The organism is Phycicoccus sp. M110.8 (genome assembly GCF_032464895.1).
Taxonomy (GTDB): Bacteria; Actinomycetota; Actinomycetes; order Actinomycetales; family Dermatophilaceae; genus Pedococcus.
The window spans coordinates 313,822-330,346 of record NZ_JAWDIC010000001.1; the positions used below are offsets into that span (position 1 = coordinate 313,822).

General features: G+C 75.4%; 11 protein-coding genes. 9 read left to right on the top strand and 2 right to left on the bottom strand.

The features are described 5' to 3' along the window. The first annotated feature begins 60 nt into the window (after positions 1 to 60). The 8 genes from RKE38_RS01520 to RKE38_RS01555 all read left to right on the top strand — a co-directional run bounded on the left by RKE38_RS01520 (position 61) and on the right by RKE38_RS01555 (position 9,958). On the top strand, positions 61 to 1,704 hold the full coding sequence (locus tag RKE38_RS01520) for a prenyltransferase/squalene oxidase repeat-containing protein (RefSeq protein ID WP_316005698.1): 1,644 nt from the start codon (positions 61 to 63) through the stop codon (positions 1,702 to 1,704). Next, entirely contained in the window at positions 1,704 to 2,546 is an 843-nt protein-coding gene (locus tag RKE38_RS01525; RefSeq protein ID WP_316005699.1) for a hypothetical protein, read from the top strand. The genes RKE38_RS01520 and RKE38_RS01525 overlap by 1 nt, the downstream gene beginning before the upstream one ends. 7 nt (positions 2,547 to 2,553) lie before the next feature. After that, positions 2,554 to 3,642 (top strand): CbiQ family ECF transporter T component, encoded by a 1,089-nt coding sequence (locus RKE38_RS01530; protein ID WP_316005700.1) that lies wholly within the window; start codon positions 2,554 to 2,556, stop codon positions 3,640 to 3,642. Next, entirely contained in the window at positions 3,639 to 5,342 is a 1,704-nt protein-coding gene (locus RKE38_RS01535; protein ID WP_316005701.1) for an ABC transporter ATP-binding protein, read from the top strand. Before RKE38_RS01530 ends, RKE38_RS01535 begins: the two co-directional genes overlap by 4 nt. Further along, a complete protein-coding gene (locus tag RKE38_RS01540; RefSeq protein ID WP_316005702.1) occupies positions 5,339 to 6,301 on the top strand; it encodes an ECF transporter S component in 963 nt (320 codons plus the stop codon). The genes RKE38_RS01535 and RKE38_RS01540 overlap by 4 nt, the downstream gene beginning before the upstream one ends. Next, positions 6,298 to 7,653, top strand: coding sequence for an FAD-binding oxidoreductase (locus RKE38_RS01545; protein WP_316005703.1), 1,356 nt, complete (start codon positions 6,298 to 6,300; stop codon positions 7,651 to 7,653). Before RKE38_RS01540 ends, RKE38_RS01545 begins: the two co-directional genes overlap by 4 nt. 69 nt (positions 7,654 to 7,722) lie before the next feature. Continuing rightward, positions 7,723 to 8,259, top strand: coding sequence for an NUDIX hydrolase family protein (locus RKE38_RS01550; RefSeq protein ID WP_310148380.1), 537 nt, complete (start codon positions 7,723 to 7,725; stop codon positions 8,257 to 8,259). A gap of 79 nt (positions 8,260 to 8,338) precedes the next feature. Continuing rightward, a complete protein-coding gene (locus RKE38_RS01555) occupies positions 8,339 to 9,958 on the top strand; it encodes a hypothetical protein (protein WP_316005704.1) in 1,620 nt (539 codons plus the stop codon). Positions 9,959 to 9,977: 19 nt separating this feature from the next. On the opposite strand, the gene RKE38_RS01560 is transcribed toward RKE38_RS01555, so the two are convergent. Both RKE38_RS01560 and eccCa read right to left on the bottom strand, forming a co-directional pair. Continuing rightward, complete coding sequence (locus tag RKE38_RS01560) at positions 9,978 to 10,724, bottom strand: lysophospholipid acyltransferase family protein (RefSeq protein WP_316005705.1); 747 nt, start codon at positions 10,722 to 10,724, stop codon at positions 9,978 to 9,980. A 17-nt stretch (positions 10,725 to 10,741) separates the two neighbouring features. Beyond that, the gene (eccCa, locus tag RKE38_RS01565) at positions 10,742 to 14,710 is read right to left on the bottom strand and encodes a type VII secretion protein EccCa (RefSeq protein WP_316005706.1); all 3,969 of its coding nucleotides are present in this window, start codon (positions 14,708 to 14,710) and stop codon (positions 10,742 to 10,744) included. A gap of 203 nt (positions 14,711 to 14,913) precedes the next feature. Here eccCa and RKE38_RS01570 point away from each other — a divergent pair, with 203 nt between their 5' ends. Beyond that, positions 14,914 to 16,464 carry a hypothetical protein gene (locus RKE38_RS01570; RefSeq protein WP_316005707.1) on the top strand — a complete coding sequence of 517 codons (1,551 nt, stop codon included), beginning with the start codon at positions 14,914 to 14,916 and terminating at the stop codon, positions 16,462 to 16,464. The last annotated feature ends 61 nt before the right edge of the window (positions 16,465 to 16,525 follow it).

Below are 16,525 nucleotides of genomic sequence, written 5' to 3' on the forward strand. Positions count from 1 at the left end.
GGTTTGTCACGTCTGGTGCCGGTGCCCGGTCGCGACACCGCTCGCATTTCGAGAGGCACCATGCAGCTCCTTCCCACCAGCAGCCGCGCGGTCGGCGTGCTGACGCTGGCCACCGCGGCCGCCCTGCTCGCGCCGGGCACCGCCCTGGCCGCCACCCCGGCCCCGTCGCCCACGACCAGCGCGTCCGCGACGACCACCACGTCGCCGACCAGCCCGTCGGCCCCGACCACCACGACGGGCACGACCACGACCGCGACGGGCACGGCCTCCCCGACGACGTCCGGGAGCACTGCGACCGGCACGACCTCCCCCACCGCGTCCGGCACGTCCACGACCTCCGGGACCACCGCCCCGCGCTCGAGCACGAACGCGACCTCGCCGAAGGTCGCGGCCACGACCAGCGCCGCCGACCCGCAGGTGCCGTTCGGCACCCGGACCTCGCCGAAGGGCCTGCTGCCCGGCGCCACGTCCGCCCAGGCTGGCTACGCCGCGGGCTTCATGGTCCGCACGCTGGCCGCACGAGGCCACCACTACAACTACCCGGGCAGCACCTTCTTCGACGGCGGCAACACGATCGACGCCGTCCTCGGGCTCGATGGTGCCGGCCTCGGCAGCACCGAGGCGGCGTCCGCCTTCGCCTACCTCACCGCGAACGTCGGCGGCTACATCGGCACCGACTACTCCTCGCTGTATGCCGGGGCGACCGGCAAGGCGCTCCTCGCCGTCGTCGCCCAGGGCGCCAACCCGCGCGACGTCGGCCCCAAGCACCTCGATTTGCTCGCCGAGCTCGGGAAGTCCCTGGGCGCTGCCGAGCCGGGCCGCTACTCCGACCTGCCCGTGACGGGATGCGGGTACAGCCCCTGCGACTACTCCAACACCATCGGGCAGGCGCTCGACGTGATCGGCGTCGGCCGGGCGACCGGCACCGTCCCGCAGTCGGCGGCGGACTACCTGCTCGCGCAGCAGTGCGCCGACGGTGGCTTCCGCGGCGACCTCGCCGCCGCCGGCGGGGCCTGCACCAGCGACGTCGACGCGACCGCGTTCGCGGTCCAGGCGGTCATCGGCCTGCAGGGGGCGAGCGACCCGGCCGCCGTCAAGGCGCTGTCCTTCCTCGCCGCCCGGCAGGCCGCGAACGGCGGCTTCCTCAACAGTGACGGCCAGTACAACGCCAACACCGCCGGAGTCGCCGCACAGGCCTTCGCCGCCGGAGGCCGCGCGGTCGAGCTCGCCCGGGCCCAGCAGTTCCTCGCCTCGCTCCAGCTCGACTGCACCGCGACGGCCGCCCTGCGCGGTGGCATCGCCTTCACCGCGGCGGACCGTTCAACCCTCACGAAGACGCCCGGCAACACGGCGGCGCTCGACCGCGCCCTGCGCGCGACGCCGCAGGCCACCCTCGGCCTGGCCGGCGGCGACCTGCTGACCGTCACCTCCGACGGGGCGTCCGCCGCTGCTCCCGCGCCGACCTGTCCGACGGCACCGAGCACCTCCACGAGCAGCTCGACCACCACGGCACCGGCGGGCTCCCCCGCAGCGACCACCACCGCCGCACCTGCCCCGGCCGCCCCGGCCGCGGCCTCCGCGACCCCCGGCAGCCTCGCCTTCACCGGCGCCGACGTCGCCGCCACGGCCGCGCTCGGCCTGCTGCTCCTGCTCGGCGGCATCGCCGCGATCGTCCTGGCCCGCCGCAAGGGGGCGCACGCCTGATGCGCCGCCTCGGCCGGTTCCTGGCCGCAGCAGGGCTCGCCGTCGCCGGCGGCCTCGCCCTCCCGGGCGGGGCCGCGCAGGCGGCGGCGTGCTCGGGCACGACCGGCGTCACGGTCGTCATCGACTACGGCTCCACCTCGAGCACGCTGTGCGGCCCCGACGCGTCGAGCGCCATCCGTGTGCTGACCTCGGTGGCCTCCGTCACCTACCCGCCGCAGTACCCCGGCACGGTGGTCTGCCAGATCAACAGCGTGCCGTCCCAGCCGTGCACGCGGATGCCCCCGAGCAGCGCCTACTGGGCGTTCTTCCACGCGACCCGTGGCGGGTCGTGGGTCTACAGCAGCAGCGGCGTCGCTGAGTACGACCCCCCGGCGGGCAGCGTCATCGGGTTCGCCTTCGGCTCCGGCGGCGCGCCGAGCTCGGCCCCTCCCGCGGCCGCGCCGAAGCCGTCCCCGAGGCCGAGCCCCTCGTCGACCTCGAGCACCCCCCGCAGCACCGGGACCTCGTCGACCCCACGGACGACGAGCTCCTCGCGCCCGTCCACCCGCACGACCGTCCTGCCGAACGGCACCACCGCGACGGTGCCCGCGACACCGAAGGGCAAGGCGTCGACCACCACTCGCCCTGCGGCGAGCACGACCTCGGCCACCGCGCCCGCCACGACCACGACGACCACCGGGCCTCCGACATCCGGGTCCACCGAGCAGACCGACGCGGCGGCGACCCAGCCCAGCAGCGGGTCCGGCACGCCGACCTCGCTGCTCGCGGGCGTCGGCCTGGTGACCCTGGTCGGCGCCGCCGCGGCATACCTCGCGCTGCGCCGGCGCGCCCAGCAGCACTAGGGCATCCATGAGCAGGCTCGGCGCACCGCTCCCCCGCCACCTCCACCCGGTCGCCTGGTGGGTGTGGGCGGTCGGGCTCGCCGTCGCCTGCTCGCGCACCACCAACCCGCTCCTGCTGCTGCTCGCCGTGGCCGTCGCCGGGCTGGTCGTCGTCGCCAAGCGCGGCAGCTCGCCGTGGGCGCGGGCGTTCCGGCTCTACCTCGGGCTGGGGGCCTTCGTCGTCGTCGTGCGGGTCGTGCTGCACGTGCTCGTCGGGTTCAAGTTCGGGGAGCACCGGCTGTGGACGCTGCCCAGCGTCGACCTCCCCGGCATCACGCTCCTCGGGCCGCTGTACCTCGAGGGCCTGCTGGCCGCCGCGGTGGAGGGGCTGCGGCTGGCCGCCATCATCGCGTGCATCGGGGCGGCCAACGCACTCGCCAACCCCAAGCGGCTGCTGCGGGCGGTGCCGGCCGCCCTGCACGAGGTCGGCACCGCGGTCGTGATCGCCGTGACGGTCGCGCCCCAGCTCGCCGACAGCGTGCAGCGGGTCCGACGCGCACGGGCCCTGCGTGGCGAGGGCGGCACGGGGCTGCGCGCCGTCGGCCGCGTGGCGCTGCCGGTGCTGCAGGACACCCTCGACCGGTCGCTGCTGCTCGCGTCCGCGATGGACTCGCGCGGCTACGGCCGCCGGGTGGCCCAGGGCACGCTCGCGCGGCGGGCCACGGCCACCCTGACCCTGGTGGGGCTGCTGGGCGCCGCGCTCGGGACGTACGGGCTGCTCGACACCAGTGCCCCGGCTCTCGTGGGCGCGCCCATGCTCGTGGCCGGCCTCGGACTCTGCGCCGCCGGCATGGTGGTCGGCGGCCGGGCGGTGCACCGCACCGTGTACCGCCGGGACCCGTGGGCCCTCCCCGAGTGGGTCGTGGCCGGCAGCGGGGTCCTGGCCACCGTCGCGGTGCTGGCACAGGCCACGGTCGCGCCTGCCGGGCTCGCCCAGCCCCTGTCGCCGCTCGCGCCCCCGGCGCTGCCGCTCCTCGCCGTGGCCGGGCTGCTCGTGGCCGCCCTGCCCGCGTTCCTGGCCCCGTCACCCCCCGTCCCCCGTCGGGAGTCGTCGTGACCGCCCCCGTCGTCGTGCTCGACGACGTCACCGTGCGGTATGCCGGCGCGCCCGGGCCCACGCTCCGGTCGGCGTCCGTCGTGGTCGAGGAGGGCGAGCTCGCCCTCGTCGTGGGCCGCACCGGCTCGGGCAAGTCCACCCTGCTCGGGGCCGTGAGCGGCCGGGTGCCGCACTTCACCGGCGGCCACCTGTCGGGGCGGGTCACCGTCTCCGGGCTCGACACCCGCACGCACCGGCCCCGCGACCTCGCCGGCACGGTCGGCGTCGTCGCGCAGGACCCGCTCGCCGGCTTCGTCACCGACACGGTCGAGGAGGAGCTCGCCTACACCCTCGAGCAGCTCGCCGTGGACCCGCCGGCGATGCGCCGCAGGGTCGAGGAGGTCCTGGACGTCCTCGGGATCGCCGAGCTGCGCGACGCCCCCCTGCGCGACCTCTCCGGCGGCCAGCAGCAGCGGGTGGCGATCGGGGCCGTCCTCACCGCCGGGCCCCGGCTGCTCGTGCTGGACGAGCCGACCTCGGCCCTCGACCCGGTCGGGGCCGAGGAGGTCCTGGCCACGCTGACCCGGCTCGTGCACGACCTCGGGCTCACGGTCGTCGTCTCCGAGCACCGCCTCGAGCGAGTCGTGGGGGTGGCCGACGTCGTGCTCGCCGTCGGTGACGACGGGTCGGTCCGGCAGGGGGCGCCGCGCGAGGTGCTGGCCGACTTCCCGCTCGCCCCGCCCGTGGTCGAGCTGGGCCGCTGGGCCGGGTGGGACCCGCTGCCCCTCACGGTCCGGGAGGCACGGCGCGCCGCCGCGCCGCTGCGCCGCGACCTCGGGCAGGCGGCACCCGACCAGGCCGCTCACGGGCAGCCGGTGGTCCGCGACGACGTGACCCGCGAGCCCGAGTCGTCGTCCCCCGCGACGGTCACGCGGCTGACGGCCCGGGACGTCGGGGTCAGGCACGGGCGCGTCGAGGCCGTGCGCGACGTCGACCTGGACCTGCGCGCCGGTGAGGTGCTCGTCCTCATGGGACGCAACGGGTCGGGCAAGTCCTCGCTCCTGTGGGCCCTGCACGGCACGGGTCACCGCACCGCCGGCACGGTGGCGGTCGTGGAGGCGGCCGGCCACCGGACCGACCCGGCCGTGGCGGCCCCGCGGGACCGTCGACGGCTCGTGGGACTGGTGCCCCAGAGCGCACCCGACCTGCTGTACCTCGACACGGTCGGCACCGAGTGCCGCCAGGCCGACCACGAGTCGGGGGCCCGGCCGGGCACCACCCGCGACCTGCTCGACCGGCTGGCGCCGGAGATCCCCGACGACCTGCACCCGCGGGACCTGTCCGAGGGCCAGCAGCTCGCAATGGCCGTGGCCGTCCAGCTCGCGGCCGCGCCCGGGGTGGTCCTGCTCGACGAGCCCACCCGGGGCCTGGACCGCCCCGGCAAGGAGGCCCTCGTGGAGGTCCTGCGTGGCCTGGCCGCCGGCGGCCGTGCGGTCGCCGTCGCGACGCACGACGTCGAGTTCGCCGCCGAGGTGGCCGACCGCGTCGTCGTCCTCGCGCAGGGGCGGGTGGTGGCGGACGGCCCGGCGCGGGACGTCCTCGCCGACTCCCCCGAGTTCGCGCCGCAGGTGGCCAAGGTGCTGGCGCCGTCGCGGGTCCTCACCGTCGCCGAGGCCGTGGCGACCGCGGCGACCCTGCCGCGCCAGGGGGTCGCTCGATGAGTGCACCGACCGCCGCCACCCACCGGGTCCGCGCCGCCGTCGCCCTGCGCCCCCGGTCCACCGCCGCCCTGCTGCTGGTCTCCGTCGCCGGCCTCCTGGCCTTCCTGTGGCCGCTGCTGGCAAGCACCGACTCCCAGCTGGGGCGCAGCGCAGACGCCCCCCTCGTCTTCGCCCTGCTGCTGCCGCTGCTGCTCGCCGTGGTGCTCTCCGAGATCGCCGAGGGCGGCCTCGACGTCAAGGCCGTGGCGATGCTCGGGGTGCTGTCCGCCGTCGGTGCGGCGCTACGCCCACTCGGAGCCGGGACCGCCGGGCTCGAGACGGTGTTCTTCCTGCTCGTGCTCGGGGGGCGCGTGTTCGGACCCGGGTTCGGCTTCGTGCTGGGCTCGACCACCCTGTTCGCGTCCGCGCTCGTCACCGGCGGCGTGGGTCCGTGGCTGCCGTACCAGATGCTCGGGGCCGCGTGGGTCGGCCTGGGCGCGGGGCTGCTGCCGCGCGTCCGCCCGCGCTGGGAGGTGCCGCTGCTCTGCGCCTACGGGGCCCTGGCCGGGCTGCTGTACGGCGTGGCGCTCGACTTCTCCTTCTGGCCCTTCGCCACCGGGCTCGACGGCCACCTGTCCTTCGTCGCGGGGGCCCCGGCCTGGGAGAACCTCCAGCGGTTCGCCGTCTTCTCCGCCGCGACGAGCCTGTGGTGGGACCTCGGGCGAGCGGTCACCAACGTGGTCCTCATCGCCGTGACCGGCCGCGCCGTGCTCGCCACCCTGCGCCGGGCCGCCCGCCGCGCCGCCTTCGACGCAAGTACCGGCTTCGACGGGCCGCCGCCCGCAGCCGCCGGGTCAGCCCCAGGACAAGCCCCCGGGAAGGCCCCGCGGGACGCCCGGAGGGACGCCCCGGCAGCGGCGAGGAGGGCCGAGCCCGTCGCCGACGAGGAGCCGGCACCTCGGCATACGCTGCGGGGATGACGACCACCACCGACCTCGCCGTCGACACGGTCACCGACCCCGATGTCAAGGCGGGCTACGGCACCGACGAGTCCGTGGGCGCCACCGCGCCGGCCGACTTCGAGGTGGTGCGGGCCCGCGACCTCGCCGACGTCGTCGAGGTGATGCGGTGGGCGCACGAGACCCGCACCCCCGTGGTCCCCCAAGGGGCGCGCAGCAGCCTCACCGGCAGCTCGGTCGCGATCGAGGGCGGCATCGTCCTCAACACCGAGCGGATGGCCTCGGTCACCACGATCGACCCGCTCGAGGGCATCGCCGTCTGCGGGCCGGGCGTCGTCAACAGGCACCTCAAGGACGCCGTCGCGGAGCACGGCATGTTCTACCCGCCGGACCCCGCCTCGTCGGCCTTCTGCACCATCGGCGGCAACGTCGCCACCAACGCCGGCGGGCTGTGCTGCGTCAAGTACGGCGTCACGGCCGACTACGTCCGCTCGCTGCAGGTCGTGCTGGCCGGCGGCGAGGTCATCCGCACCGGCCACCGCACCGCCAAGGGCACCGCGGGGCTCGACCTCACCGGCCTGTTCGTCGGCTCCGAGGGCACGCTCGGCGTCGTCACCGAGGTCACGACGCGGATCATCCCGGCCCCCGACCCGGCCCTGACCGTGCTCGCGACCTTCGACTCGCTCGACGCGGCCAGCGCCGCCATCGTCGCGCTGCGTCGTGAGCGGCACGTGCCGAGCCTCGTCGAGCTGATGGACCGCGCAGCCGTGGCGGCGGTCCAGTCGCTCGCCGACTACGGCTTCCCCGGCGACTGCGAGGCGGTGCTGCTGGTGCAGTCCGACCGTCCCGGCCACACGGGTGAGGACGTGCAGCGGTATGCCGGGCTGCTCGCCGACGCGGGCGCCACCGAGGTCGCGGTGGCCGACGACCCCGCCGAGGCGGACCTGCTGCTCGCGGGCCGACGGGCGCTCAGCCCGGCCCTGGAGGCCAAGGGCCCGCGCTACCTCGAGGACGTGTGCGTGCCGGTCGGACGGCTCACCGACCTCATCCGCGAGGGCCACCGGATCGCCGCCGACTCCGGGCTGGAGATCGTCATGGCCGGCCACGCCGGCGACGGCAACCTGCACCCGAGCATCTTCTTCTCCCCCGACGAGCCCGGCAGCCGCGAGCGGGCGCACGCCGCCTTCAGCCAGGTCGTCACGACCGCACTCGGCATGGGCGGCACCATCACCGGCGAGCACGGGGTGGGCACCCTCAAGGCGCCGTGGCTCGCCGAGGAGCTCGGGACCGCCGAGCTCGAGCGCCAGCGGGCGGTCAAGGCCGTCTTCGACCCGCGCGGCGTGCTCAATCCCGGTCGCGTCTACTGGTCCTGAGCACGCCGTCCCGGCACGGGCCACGGACCGGTCGGGGGCGCAGGGGCCATCACTGGTAGAAAGCAGGTCATGAGTCCGCTCGAGCTCGAACGCAGTGAGTCCTGGCTGTCCCGCGAGGACCTCGACGCGGCGCGGCAGCGGCTGCCGATCCTCTACGTCGACGCCGTTCCGGTGCGGGTGGACGAGCGCGGGGCCGTGACCGCGGTCGGGCTGCTCCTGCGCGCCTCCGACGGCGAGATCAACCGCGAGCTGGTCTCCGGCCGCGTGCTCTACCACGAGCGCGTGCGCGACGCCCTCATCCGTCACCTGGAGAAGGACCTCGGTCCCATGGCCCTGCCGCAGGTGCCGGCCAGCCCGCAGCCGTTCACCGTCGCGGAGTACTTCCCCACCCCCGGGGTCACCCCGTTCCACGACCCGCGCCAGCACGCGGTCTCCCTGGCCTTCGTCGTCCCGGTCGCCGGGGACTGCCAGCCGCAGCAGGACGCGCTCGACCTCGCCTGGCTCAGCCCCGAGGAGGCGCTCCAGCCGTCGGTGGTCGAGGAGATGGCCGGGGGCCACGGCGTGCTGCTGCGCCAGGCCCTGGCCCACCTCGGGCACGCGATCTGACCGTTCCGCAGCCGATTTCCTCCGACATCAACCGAACGGCTGAGGTGTGAACCGCAGGCAGCAGGGGACACTGGGTGACGTGCCGGGGGAAATCGCCACATACCTCCTCGGCGCCCAAGGGGGCGACGAGGACGCTTTCGCGCGCCTGTACGCCGCCACGAACCCCGTCCTGGTCCGTTACCTGAGGTCCATCGGCGTCGACGACGCGGCCGGGGTGGCCCTTGCCAGCTGGCCCACCCTGCTGGGCCGGCTGCCCGCGTGCCCCGCCGACGACGACGACTGGTTCGAGCTCGCCGTCGGCGCTGCCCGCGAGACCGCGACCGCCGGAGGGTCCCCCGCCCTCGGCACGAGCGCCCCGCCGGTCCCCTCCCGCGAACCTGCCGGGTCGACCCCGGCGGCGGCAGCCCCCGCAGCCGCGGGGGCTGCGTCCGCTGCGGCTGCCGTGGACGCCGGCGTCGCCGCCCTGCAGGCCTGTGGCCCCGACTCCGCCGACGTGCTCGCCATGGCCGTCGTGGCCGGCCTCGGCCGGGACTCCATGGCCCGGCTCACGGGTCAGGAGCCGACCGCGGTGCTCGAGCTGGTGCGCCGCGGCCAGTACCGGCTGACCCTGCCCCTCGAGGAGCTGTATGCCGCGATGGCGGCTCCCGCACGGCCGGACGAGCTGGCCGACGCGGCGGTCGTCCAGGGCCTGTTCGGCGACACGGGGCGTGCCGCGGCTGTCCCGCCCGCGCCCGAGGCCGTCCCCGGGGCGCAGACCGGGCCCGGTCCTGCTGCTGTGGCCGCCGTGACGCTCACCCCGGTCGCGGGCGCGGCGCTCACCGAACCGTCCGTCGTGGACCTGCTCACGTGGCAGACCCCCGTGGCCGGTCCGACCCTCGTGCGCCCCGTGCCCCCCCGTGGCGCCCGCGAGGCGTCCCGAGGTGCCCGTGCGGGCGCCGGCGCCGCTGCCTGGGTCATCGCCCTCGGTGGTGTGGGCGCGGCTGCTGCGATGAGCGGGCTGCTGCCGGCCGTCGTCGACAACCTCTTCCGCGGACCGGTGAACCGTCCCGTCGTGACCGCCCAGGGCCCGGTCGTGCCGGGTCCCACCGCCTCCGGTGGTGGGCCCACGGTGACCCCGCCGGGCGTCGAGCCCACAAAGCCGGGCACGCAGCCTGGCACCCAGCCCGGTCAGCCGCCGGTCGGCGGAGGCACCGTGGAGCCGGTGGGCCTGACCGGTTCCGGCACCGCCGGGACCGTCGTGATCAGCACGGCCGCCTTCACCACTCCCGCAGGCGGTGGTGCGGCCCCGACCGGTGGCTCCTCGGGCGGACCTGCGGGCTCGTCCACCCCTCCTCCCGCGACCTCCGGTGGAGGCGTCGTCGTCGGTGGCGGCACCGTGACCGGTGGTGGCACGACCACCGGGGGCGCCGTCACGGGCAGCGGGAAACCGATCACCGGCACGGCCAACGGCCACACGCCGACCAGGACTGCTGCCGCCGCTGCCAGGGCTCAGGCCAAGGCTGCCGCAGCGGCTGCCCGCGCCCGGGCGAAGGCAGAGAGGGCCGCAGCCAAGGCCAGGGCCCAGGCCGAGAAGGCCAAGGCCGCCAAGGCCGCCAAGGCGAAGGCCAAGGCTGCGAAGGCCAAGGCTGCGAAGGCGAAGGCTGCCGAGGCCAAGGCCGCGAAGGCCAAGGCCGCCTCGGCCAAGGGCGAGAAGGCCTGAGCCGACCGACTGCTGCGGCTCAGCCCGCGGTGCGCCGTGCCCTGCGGTCGGCGGCGTCCATCGTGTCGGCCTCCTCGAGCGTCGGCGCCGTGCCGCCGAGCCGGGCGGGCAGCAGCTCGCGCTCGGTGTCCGGCCACGCCGGGTAGGCGGCCTGGTCCGCGTCGAGCTGGGCGCGCATGGCGTCCTTGACCCGGGCCGTCGCCGCCACCGGGTCCTCGTCGGCCGCGACCACCAGGGGCGCGCCCACGGTGATGAAGAGCGGGACGTGGTGGCGGCCCATCCGCTTGGGACGCCCCTTGGTCCAGACGCGCTGGGAGCCCCAGATCGTCACGGGCAGCACCGGGACGCCGGCCTGCTGCGCCAGCCGTACCGCGCCGGACTTGAACTCCTTGAGCTCGAACGAGCGGCTGATGGTGGCCTCGGGGAAGACACCCACGATCTCCCCGGACCGCAGCGCCGACAGGGCGGTCCCGAACGACTCCTGGCCGGCCTCACGGTCGACGGGGATGTGGTGCATCCCGGTCATGAGCACGCGGGCCACCGGGTTGTCCCAGATGGACTTCTTCGCCATGAACCGCACGAGGCGGCCGGCCTCGACACCGGCGAGGCCGGCATACGTGAAGTCGAAGTACCCCGTGTGGTTGATGACCATGACGGCGCCACCGGTGCGCGGCACGTGGTCGAGCCCGCGCAGGCGGATCCTCAACCCCTGAAAGGCGAACAGCGCTCGGGCGACACCGATCACGGACGAGTAGACCGGCTCCATGGGGCCCAGCCTAGAGGTCACCCGTGGCGTGACGGGGTCCAGGCAACCTGCATCACGTTGTTGCCTGTCTCACGTGAGACGAGGCGTCCGCGCCCGGGCACCGCGGGAACCGGCTTGACGTTGCCGATCAGCGGGCCCTCGTCGGGGCTGCCGGAGAGCAGGATGCCGGGGCTGGCCAGGTCGCGCAGGCTCTGCATGACCGACTCGTACGACGCGCGGCTCGCGCCGCCGGTGCGCCGCGTGACGACCAGGTGCAGGCCGACGTCGCCGGCCTGGGCCAGCAGGGGCACGAGGGCGGCGAGCGGGCTGCCGGCGGACGTCACCACGAGGTCGTAGTCGTCGACGATCACGAACACCTCGGCGCCGGTCCACCAGCTCCGGGTGCGCAGCTGCTCGGGCGTGACGTCCGGTCCGGGCAGCCGGGAGCGCAGGTATGCCGCGAGCTCGGGGATGTTCTGAGCCACCTGGTCCTCGGTGGTGAAGTACTCGCGCAGGTACTCGTCGGGGATCTCGCCCAGCAGGCCGCGGCGGTAGTCGACCGCGAAGATCTGCGCCTCCTGCGGGGTGTAGAGCCGCATGACCTCGCTGGCGTACGTGCGCAGCATGGCCGTCTTGCCCGAGTCGCTGTCGCCGAAGAGGTAGAGGTGCGGCTCCTCCGTGGGGTCCACGCCGATCGGTGCCAGGTTGTTCTCGTCGATGCCCAGCAGGATGCGCCGGTCCGCGGGTCGCGTCTGGGCGCGCACCTGCTCGAGGTCGACCCGGTCGGGCAGCAGCCGGAGCTTCGGTCCGCTCGGGCCCTGCCACGCCGCGTTGACGCGCTCGACGAGGTCGTCGACACCGGCGCCGAGGCTGCCGGCGTCGCCACTGCCGTCGATGCGCGGGATCGCGGCCAGGAAGTGGTGCCGGGTCGCCTCGATGCCCCGCCCGGGCCGCCCCTTGGGCACGTTCGCCGCGAGCTTGCGGTCGATCTCGGAGTCGCTGGTGTCGCCGAGGCGCAGCTCCAGGCGCGTGCCGAAGACGTCCTTGACGGCGCTGCGGAAGTCCATCCACCGGTTCGTGGTCGCGACGAGGTGCAGGCCGAAGGTCAGGCCGCGCCCGGCCAGCTCCTGGATCTGCAGCTCCAGCTCGTCGAACTCGGCGCGCAGCGTGGGCCAGCCGTCGACGACGAGGAACACGTCGCCGTAGCCGTCGTCGGCGCGGCCCTCGGCCCGGCGCCGCCGGTAGGTCTCGATCGAGTCGATGCCCTGCGCGCGGAAGTACGCCTCGCGCTTGTCGACGATGCCGCGCAGCTCGGCGAACATGCGGCGCACGACGTCCGGCTCGTTGCGGCTCGCGACCCCGGCGACGTGGGCCAGCTTGACCAGGGGCGAGAACGTGCCGCCGCCGAAGTCCATGACGTAGAACTGCGACTCGAGCGGGGTCGTCGTGAGCGCGAGCGCGGTCACGAGGGTGCGGGCGAGCGTGCTCTTGCCGCTGCGCGGGCCACCGACGATGGCGACGTGCCCGGCCGCACCGCCGAGCCCGACGGACAGGACGTCGCGGCGCTGCTCCAGCGGCCGGTCGACGATGCCCAGCGGGACCACGAGCGACCCGGCGGCCCGCCACGAGGGCGAGACGAGGCCGAGCTGGTCGTGCGTCGCCAGGTCGCCGAAGAGGCGGTCGAGGGAATCGGGCACGTCCAGCGGCGGCAGCCAGACCTGGTGGGCGGGTCGGCCCTTGCCGCGCATCTTGGCAACGGCGATGTCGAAGGTCGCGCGGTCCTCCCGGGGCCCCTCGTCGACGACGGGTGCCTCGGTCTCGGTGCTGAGGCGCAGCACGGGCGCGGCCGAGAACGGGATGATCTCGCCGGTCGTCCCGGTGTTGCCGGTGTGGGCGCGCCGCCGCGCCGGCGGCGGCCCGGAGACGTAGGCCGCCTTGAACTTGAGCAGGGTCGTCTGGTCCGGCTTGAGGAAGCCGAGGCCCGGCACCGCCGGCAGCTCGTACGCGTCGGGGACCCCGATGACGGTGCGCGACTCCGAGGCCGAGAAGGTGCGCAGGCCGATGCGGTAGGACAGGTGCGACTCCAGGCCGCGCAGGCGCCCCTCCTCCAGCCGCTGCGAGGCGAGCAGCAGGTGCATCGACAGCGACCGGCCGAGCCGGCCGATCGCGACGAACAGCTCGACGAACTCCGGCCGCGCCGCGAGCAGCTCGGAGAACTCGTCGGCGACGATGAGCAGGGCCGGCAGCGGCTCGAGGTCGGCCCCCGCGGCTCGCGCCTTCTCGTAGTCCGTGACGTTGGCGAAGTTGCCGGCGGCACGCAGCAGCTCCTGGCGGCGGACCATCTCGCCGTGCAGGGCGTCCTGCATGCGGTCGACGAGGCTGAGCTCCTGGCCGAGGTTGGTGATGACGGCGGACACGTGCGGCATGTCGGCCATGCCGGCGAAGGTCGCACCACCCTTGAAGTCGACGAGGACGAAGTTGAGCGCCTCGGAGGAGTGGGTCATCGCGAGCGCCAGGACCAGCGTGCGCAGCACCTCGGACTTGCCCGAGCCGGTGGCGCCGATGACCAGGCCGTGCGGGCCCATGCCCTGCTGCGCCGACTCCTTGATGTCGAGGGAGACGACCTGCCCCTGGGCGCCGACACCGATCGGCACCCGCAGCCGGTCGCGCTGCAGCCGGGGCCGCCAGGCGGCCTCGGGGTCGTAGTCGCGCACGTCGCCCAGCCCCAGCAGGTCCACGAGCTCGGTGGTGCTGGTCATGGCGTCGCGGCGCTCGGGCTCGGCGCCGGCATACAGGGGCGCGAGCCGCCGCGCCGCAGCCTCGGCCTGCACGAGCGACATCTGGTCGGCGAACCCGCGCGCGGGCTCGCTGCCCAGGGTGAGGATCTGCATCGGCACGCGGCCTGCGTACGGGCCGGAGGTGGCCGGCTGGCCGAGGGCCAGGCGCATCCGGCTGTCCACGGACAGCTCGTCCCAGCGCTCGGGCAGGTGGAGCACGGTGACGCCGAGGACGCCGTCCTCGGTGACGATCGCGTTGCCGGGCGGCACGTCGCCGCCGTCGACCACCACGAGGACGTGCGGCAGCGTCGCGGTCTCGGAGAACCCGAACCGGGGGCGCTCGCGCAGCTCGGCGGGCAGCATCGGCTCGAGGTCCGACAGGGACGAGGCGACCATGCGGGCCGGCCCGACCCCGTCGCGCTCGCGCTGGCTGTGGGCGTGCGGCAGCCACTTGACCCACTCCCACTCGGGGAGGGCGTCCGCCCCGGCGACGACGGCGACCTGGAGCTGGTCGGGGGCGTGCTGGGTGGTGGCCGCGGCTATGAGGCTGCGGGCGAGGGCGCGGGCCGGCTCGGCGTCGCCGGTGACCTCGATGCGGGAGAAGTACGGCAGGCTCACCGACGCCGGCAGGTCGGGCTGGACCCGGTGGGTGGACAGCAGCCGGTGCAGTGCCGACGCGGCGACCGGGTCGAGCTGGGCCATCGGCGGGGTGTCGGGGGCCTCGAGCGTGATGCACAGGGGCTGGTTCGTCCGCCCGAACCGCACCCGCAGGAAGTCGTCGTCGCCGGTCGAGCGCTCCCAGACCCGGGTGCGCTCCTCGCAGACCGCCGGCAGCGCCTCGGGCGCCGGGTTGTTCCACAGCGCAGCGGCCCGCTGGCGGTTGGCCGCCTCCCGGACGGTCTCACGCACCTCGCCGAGGTAGGCGAGGTACTCGCGCCGGGCCTCGCTGACCCCGGCCGCGTGCTGCTGGCGCTGCTTCCACCCGTTGACGCCGACGAAGCCGAGCGAGGCGACCAGGAACATGCCGCCGGCGATGTAGCCCTTGATGCCCGGCTGCGACAGGGCCACGAACGCGATGGAGCCGACGCTGCCGAGCATCGGCACGGCATTCATGAGCAGGGAGCTCGCACCCTCGCTCGGCGTGATCTCCGGCGGGGACTGCAGGACGATCCGGCCGGAGGGCACCTCAGGGGCCTGCTCGCGCGGCCCCCTCCGCAACGTCACTGCCATGTGGTGTGCGCCCTCCTCGACGACCGACTGTCCCCATCAGGCGGCCACCGCCTCCCCCGAGACGGGCGGCACCCCTGCACGTGCGGGCCCAACCTACCCTCTCCCCCGCCGGGGCAGCGCGCTGACGTGCGGCCCGGCCACGGTCAGGCACTATTGTTCCGGGGAGCCGTGGGGGCAGGACGTACGCAGGGAGGGGAGGCAGGGTGTCCGGCGAGGAGTCAGCGCACCGGGTGTCCCTGCTCGCCGACGACCGGCGGTACGACCTCGTGGCGCCCGCGAACGCGCAGGTGGGCGACCTGCTCGCCGTCCTCGGCATCGCCCCCCGCAACAGCCCGTATGCCGTCGCCACCCCGGCGGGCCGCGTCATCGCCCTGCACGAGGTGCTCGCCGACGTCGTGCCCGAGGGCGCGCTGCTGACCGTGGTCCGCGCCACCACCCACGAGGTCCCCCGCGACGTCCGCAACCTCGACCCGTCGGTGGTGTCCGCGGGCGCGCGGTCGCCCGAGGGCCAGGGTGGCCGGTACGTGCCGCCCTCCGAGGCGACGATCGCGCGCAGCCAGCTGTCGGAGGTGACCCGTCGTCGGGGCGACCTGCCGACCGACGCCGCGGCTCCCGACCCGGCGGCCACCGGTGTGGCCGTCGTCGTGCCAGCGCCTGCCGCGGCCTCGGCCACGTGGCTCCAGGCGCAGGTGCTGACCCGGTGGGCCGCCGGGGGGATCGCGGCAGCTGCGGCACTCGTCCTCGGCCTCGGGGCCTTCCGCGGGCAGCTCCCGAGCGGGACGTCCTGGCCCGCGGTGGCGGCCCTCCTGCTGTTCGTCCCGGGACTGGCGCTGGCGCTCGACGCGTCGGCGACTGGGCGGCTCTCCCGGGTGGTGGCACCCGTGTTCGGCTTCGCTGCCGGCCTGGCCCTGCCCGTCACCGACTCCCCCAGCTCCGGACGCATCGCCGTGCTGGCCGGCTGCGTCCTCGCGACGGCGCTGGCGGGCGTGTCCCGCATCGTCGGCGGACCCTCCGACCGGGCGTCCCGTGCGGCGATGACGGCCTTTGCCGCCGTCGGCTCCTTGTGCGTCGTCGGGGTCCTGCTCGACTGGCCGTCGTTCGCCGTGGCGGCCGTCGTGGCGGGCCTCGTGCCCACGGTCGTGCGGCTCCTGCCCTCCCTGGGCTTCGACCTGCCCGACGAGCAGCTCGTCGACGTCGACCGGCTCGCGACCACCATCTGGACCGCCCGCGTCCAGCAGGTGCGACGCTTCCGGCGGCTGCGGCCGCGGGAGGTGGACGGCGTCTTCCTCGAGGCCCGCGAGACCGTGGCCGCCGGCACGGTGTGGGGCTGCCTCGTCGCCGCCGTCGCGCTCACCGTCCTCGTCGTCACGCCCGGCCGGTCCGCGCTGGCGACGTGGGGTGCCGTGGGGCTGTGCGCAGCCGTCACGTTCGCCCTGGGCTACCAGTCGCGCACGGTGCGCGACCGCCTCCCCCGCACCGCGATGCTCACCACCGCCGGCGTGGCGGCGCTGCTCGGCACGTATGCCGCCGGGGCGCGGCTCGCGGACTCCTGGGGCTTCCTGCTGCTGGCGCTCGCGACCCTGCTGGGGCTCGTCGCGGTGGGTAGCGCGGTCGCCCTGGCCCGCGGCTGGCACTCGACCCGCCTGTCCCGCTTGGCCGACCTGCTCGAGTCGTTCGCGGTCGTGCTGAGCCTGCCCCTGGCCGCGGTCGCGGCCGACGGCATCGAGGCGTTCCGGCGGCTGACCTCCGGCTGACCGACGACCCTGCACCCGACGACGCGCGACCACTGCCAGCAGCCCACGACCGCCAGTCCAC